Origin of the sequence: Enterobacter sp. MGH 33, assembly GCF_000534535.1 — a bacterium.
GTDB lineage: Bacteria > Pseudomonadota > Gammaproteobacteria > Enterobacterales > Enterobacteriaceae > Enterobacter > Enterobacter hormaechei_C.
In genome coordinates this window covers 1-4,191 of record NZ_KI973216.1, presented here as the reverse complement: position 1 = coordinate 4,191, position 4,191 = coordinate 1, and the positions used below count along the sequence as shown (strand labels likewise).

Annotated in this window: 7 protein-coding genes and 1 pseudogene; 3 read left to right on the top strand and 5 right to left on the bottom strand. The window is 55.6% G+C overall.

Annotated features, from left to right (window positions below):
* Positions 1 to 68 precede the first annotated feature (68 nt).
* Complete coding sequence (locus L379_RS26480) at positions 69 to 227, top strand: hypothetical protein (protein ID WP_032670878.1); 159 nt, start codon at positions 69 to 71, stop codon at positions 225 to 227.
* A gap of 236 nt (positions 228 to 463) precedes the next feature.
* Here L379_RS26480 and L379_RS26050 read toward each other — a convergent pair whose 3' ends face one another.
* A complete protein-coding gene (locus L379_RS26050; protein WP_079839079.1) occupies positions 464 to 733 on the bottom strand; it encodes a hypothetical protein in 270 nt (89 codons plus the stop codon).
* Between the two features lie 81 nt (positions 734 to 814).
* Here L379_RS26050 and L379_RS00005 point away from each other — a divergent pair, with 81 nt between their 5' ends.
* On the top strand, positions 815 to 1,048 hold the full coding sequence (locus tag L379_RS00005; RefSeq protein WP_001036746.1) for a YgdI/YgdR family lipoprotein: 234 nt from the start codon (positions 815 to 817) through the stop codon (positions 1,046 to 1,048).
* Between the two features lie 21 nt (positions 1,049 to 1,069).
* On the top strand, positions 1,070 to 1,297 hold the full coding sequence (locus L379_RS00010; protein WP_000719360.1) for a YgdI/YgdR family lipoprotein: 228 nt from the start codon (positions 1,070 to 1,072) through the stop codon (positions 1,295 to 1,297).
* Positions 1,298 to 1,826: 529 nt separating this feature from the next.
* Here L379_RS00010 and L379_RS26045 read toward each other — a convergent pair.
* From L379_RS26045 to L379_RS00015, 4 genes and pseudogenes are all read right to left on the bottom strand, one after another.
* A complete protein-coding gene (locus L379_RS26045) occupies positions 1,827 to 2,036 on the bottom strand; it encodes an MbeD family mobilization/exclusion protein (protein ID WP_001632067.1) in 210 nt (69 codons plus the stop codon).
* 3 nt (positions 2,037 to 2,039) lie between these two features.
* Positions 2,040 to 2,525 (bottom strand): MbeB family mobilization protein, encoded by a 486-nt coding sequence (locus L379_RS26040; protein ID WP_012782630.1) that lies wholly within the window; start codon positions 2,523 to 2,525, stop codon positions 2,040 to 2,042.
* Between the two features lie 34 nt (positions 2,526 to 2,559).
* Positions 2,560 to 2,994: pseudogene (locus tag L379_RS26395) on the bottom strand (relaxase/mobilization nuclease domain-containing protein); the annotation flags it as partial.
* Between the two features lie 208 nt (positions 2,995 to 3,202).
* A complete protein-coding gene (locus L379_RS00015; RefSeq protein ID WP_001555769.1) occupies positions 3,203 to 3,526 on the bottom strand; it encodes a MobC family plasmid mobilization relaxosome protein in 324 nt (107 codons plus the stop codon).
* Between the last annotated feature and the right edge of the window lie 665 nt (positions 3,527 to 4,191).

Sequence of the window (4,191 nt, the reverse complement as noted above, 5' to 3'; positions counted from 1 at the left end):
GGCCGCGGTTTCTCATTCCACGCCTGACACTCAGTTCCGCGAAGGCAGTTCGCTCCAGGATTGACTGTATGCACGAACCCCCCGTTCAGTCCGACTGCTGCGCCTTATCCGGTAACTATCGTCTTGAGTCCAACCCGGAAAGACACGAAAAATCGCTACTGGCAGCAGCCATTAGTAACTGGAGGTATACGAGAGACAAATTAAGAGGTCTTGAAGTATGGGCCTGAGAGAGGCTACACTGAAAGAACAGTTTTGGTTTCTGCGGTCTCGTATACCCAGTTACCTGGTTAAGCAGTTCCCCAACTGACTTAACCTTCGATCAAACCACCTCCCCAGGTGGTTTTTTCGTTTTCAGAGCAAGAGATTACGACTGTAACGACAGGATCACAAGAAGATCATTTACTCAGAGAGACTAACTACCACTATGTTTGCCTATCAACATACTTAGGAAACATTACTTGAGTTAACGACTCCACCTTACTTTTAGTATCTCGCAATGAATCTTCCGACCGCCGTTGTGTTGAAGTTCTATTGCGCCACCGGGGTATAAATCACTTTCGTTTAACTCAATTAAAAGCTCGTTCTTGTGAGCATCCTCTAAATAAAGGTAATAACACCCACCATAAAGGTTCTGCGTATCTGGCACGGCAACAAAAGATTTCTTTCCGAACAGTAAAACAGCCTCTTTTTCTCCATGCTCTGTCAGCAATAATCGAAATTCTTGTCCATTCAATCCTCTTTTCGCATGAAAAAACGACCTATACTTAGATGGTTAGTGACCATATCCACTTTACCTTTAAGCAGGGAACCTATTATGAATAAAAAAACGCTGTTGGCGGCCATGATGGTCGCGTTGGTGACCTTTGCCGCTGCTGGATGTTCTTCAAACCAAGAAATAAAAACCACAGATGATCGCACTATCGTTACAGACGGCAAACCCAAAGTTGACAGTGATACGGGATTAGTATCCTACAAAGATGCCCATACAGGCCGAACCGAACAGATCAACCGTGACAAAATTACCAACATGAGTGAACTAGACAACTGATACGGATAAAAGGAGCTGGCTTTGAAAAAGATTTTTGTTTCAGTGTTCGCAGCGGCAGTTGCGCTTTCAGCCCTAACCGGCTGCACGCGCACAAGCTATGCCATCCACACCAACGACGGGCGTACAATTGTCAGCGACGGCAAGCCTACAGAATCAGACTCAGGCCTGCTGGGCTATAAAGACGCAAATGGTGTCAAACAGCAGATCAATAAAGCCGACGTTAAAGAAGTCTCTGAAATTCCGCATTGAGGCATCGCTCTCTCCGAAAAGGGCCGCTAATGCGGCCCTTTTCTTTATCTGCCCCAACAACAGGCAAAAAAAGCCCCCGCTGGGGGCCAAATACCTGCAGTGGCTGGATAGTACTGCATTCCTGATGAAGGAGACGAATAAGTATGGGCCGGATTTTTGCGTCTGCAGGCTCGGTCGCCACAATTTTTCCGTACCCGCCAGGCATCATGCTTTTACCATAACATCCCTTGCCCGCACCTCTCCGGACGGGTTCAGCGCGAATGCGGCGTCAGTCCTGCAAAACCGACAGTAAACCACCCCGCAAACCGTGCATTCTGCGCCTGATAAATCTCACCCGACTGCATAGCCATGCAGCCGGGTGAATGGCACCGGGTTTCGGCGCAGATCCTCAATGAAAGCCCCGTTTTATCCGGTTATCACAGCGACGGACCGTCATACTCCTGCTGACGCTGCGATCGTTCCAGCTCCAGCGCTTTCTGGTGCTGCGCTGCGCGCTCCTGCTCCCGGTGTGCCTCGATGTCGTTCAGCCTTACGACAACCGGCGCAGCTGCTCGCTTAAACTCAGCACCTGCGTGCTCAAGTCCGTGACGCGCTCGCTCAGCGCTGCGTTCTCCCGTTGCATAAGACCACACATCGTCCGCCATTCCGCGAAGGCGCTCTCCCACTCGTCCAGCCTTTTCGAGTAGTCCTGCTGTAGCTGCTCTAATGCGCTCAGCAACTGTTTTTCCAGTTCCGTCATGTGCTATTTCCCCGCCAGTATCATCCAGCTCGAATCCTCTCCGAACCGTCCCGCGTCCGGGTTCACCCTCACGCAGCGGCGTCGTTCCTCTCCGCAGGTCGTGAGCTGCACGCCGCTGTTCCTCTCGGACAGCATGGCCTGCGTGCTCTTCTGCTCCCGGATGGTCGTGTAATTGTCGAGTATCTGCTGCCCCTGCCACCATAGAATGCCCGCACTTGAGGCTATCAGCAGCACGGAGACCAGGACGATGGTCAGCCACGTCTGGCTGACCATGCGCAGCATCCCTTTCGTACGCTGGCTCATGGCTGAGGACAGCATCCGGTCGTGGTCGTGGATGGCGGCGCTGATTCTCTTCTCGCTTTCGTTCAGTTCCGCTCTGACAGACTTCTCGTGCTCGCTGAATGCGGCTTTCAGCATCTCGCCGGTAGTCTGCTGCTGCACTTTCGATTTCTGCTCTAAGTCCTTCGCCAGCGTTAAAAGACTGTTCATAGATGGCTCCCTTCAGTCGGATGTTTCGCCCCCCGTCCGGGTCGGCAATGCTGATGCTGCTTTTTGTGGTGCGAACCACCTCAAAACCTGCGCTTTCCAGCGCCTCAGTGACGTCCTGACGCGTTTTCAGCTCCCCGGACGAGGCTAAGGCCAGTAAACCCCGCGTAATCGCCTGAGCGGCTTCCTGCTTCGTTTCCGGCAGCGCGGACGGCGTGACCAGTGCCCGCCGGTTTTCCGGCGCGTTCGGGTCGTGCAGCCCCAGACTGCCGTTCACGATGGTCTGCCAGGCATCAATGCGAGGACGGTCGGCGCGGTCATAGTATGGCTGGAGCCGTTTGCCGGTCAGCAGCTCCGTGTTCGGGATCAGGAAGTTCAGCTCCAGCCGCCCCTTGTCCCGGTGCTCAACCCACAGCACGCTGTACTGGTCTTTATCGAGTCCGGGCATCAGAACCCGCTCGAAGCTCGCCATCAGCGTTTCACGCTGCCCGGGCGGTAAGTCCTGTTCGGCAAAGGACAGCACCCCGGAGGTGTACTTTTTGGCGTAGGGCGAGGCGTCGATAAGCTCCCGGACTTCCTCCGGCTTCCCCTGAAGAACGCTGGCACCGTCGCGCTGGCGGTCTTTCCCCAGCAGATAATCAACCGGGCCGGCACCGCCTCCGCGTCCCCGGGGATGAAACTTAACGATCATCGTCAGCCCCCTTTTCCAGTACGGCATGCCGCAGCCGCTCGAGTCCGGCATCGATGGCCATCAGCGCGGCGACGACCTGCACGCGGTCGAGACCGCTACTGCCACCGGCGTTAACCTGGCGGGCAATCTGGTTGAGGTTGTTCCCCATGCCGGCAAGCTGACGAAGCAGCGCCGGCGAGATCGAGGGAAGTTTGCCGGCCCGGGCGGGCTTCTCGTCCAGGCACGTCTGCCGCATCCAGGCCGCGAGCTGTTTACCGTCGCAGCGTTCCAGCAGACGGCGGTGCTCATCTTCTGTTACCCACATCGTGAGCATTTTGCTGCGTTTGTCTGCCAATCCGGCCTCCTGATAACGCCGGGACGGGCGGGAAATCTTTTCCCGGTCGGCGCGGTGTTGGGCAAGCCGCAGGCGCGTCAGTGGCATTTAGCGGGTTTCGGGGCGCAGCCCTGAACCAGTCACGTAGCGCTAGCGGAGTGTATACTGGCTTACTATGGTGGCACGACGGGAATCGGGATGAAATAGTCAGTCATGAAAACTGTGAGATGAGGCTCAGGTGCGTAAGAGGCTGATGCCTGTCCCGGTGGATATTCCGCTTCCTCGCTCACTGACTCGCTACGCTCGGTCGTTCGGCTGCGGCGAGCGGTACGGACTCACGGATAAAGACGTGGCGGGGAAATACGTGAATGCAGGAGGGGAAGAAAGGATGCGCCGCTGCCGGTTTTCCATAGGCTCCGCCCCCCTGACAAGCATCACAGAATCTGACGCTCAAATCAGTGGTGGCGAAACCCGATGCGGCTTAAAGATACCAGGCGTTTCCCCCTGATGGCTCCCTCGTGCTCCCCCGCATTCCTGCCTTTCGGTTTACCGGTGTCATTCCGCTGTTATGGCCGCGGTTTCTCATTCCACGCCTGACACTCAGTTCCGCGAAGGCAGTTCGCTCCAGGATTGACTGTATGCACGAACCCCCCGTTCAGTCCGAC

What these genes read in the sequence shown, in the direction of transcription:
- L379_RS26480 (WP_032670878.1), top strand. Translation starts at nt 69, where the DNA reads ATGCACGAACCCCCCGTTCAGTCCGACTGCTGCGCCTTATCCGGTAAC.
- L379_RS00005 (WP_001036746.1), top strand. Translation starts at nt 815, where the DNA reads ATGAATAAAAAAACGCTGTTGGCGGCCATGATGGTCGCGTTGGTGACC.
- L379_RS00015 (WP_001555769.1), bottom strand. Translation starts at nt 3,526, where the DNA reads ATGCTCACGATGTGGGTAACAGAAGATGAGCACCGCCGTCTGCTGGAA.
- L379_RS26040 (WP_012782630.1), bottom strand. Translation starts at nt 2,525, where the DNA reads ATGAACAGTCTTTTAACGCTGGCGAAGGACTTAGAGCAGAAATCGAAA.
- L379_RS26045 (WP_001632067.1), bottom strand. Translation starts at nt 2,036, where the DNA reads ATGACGGAACTGGAAAAACAGTTGCTGAGCGCATTAGAGCAGCTACAG.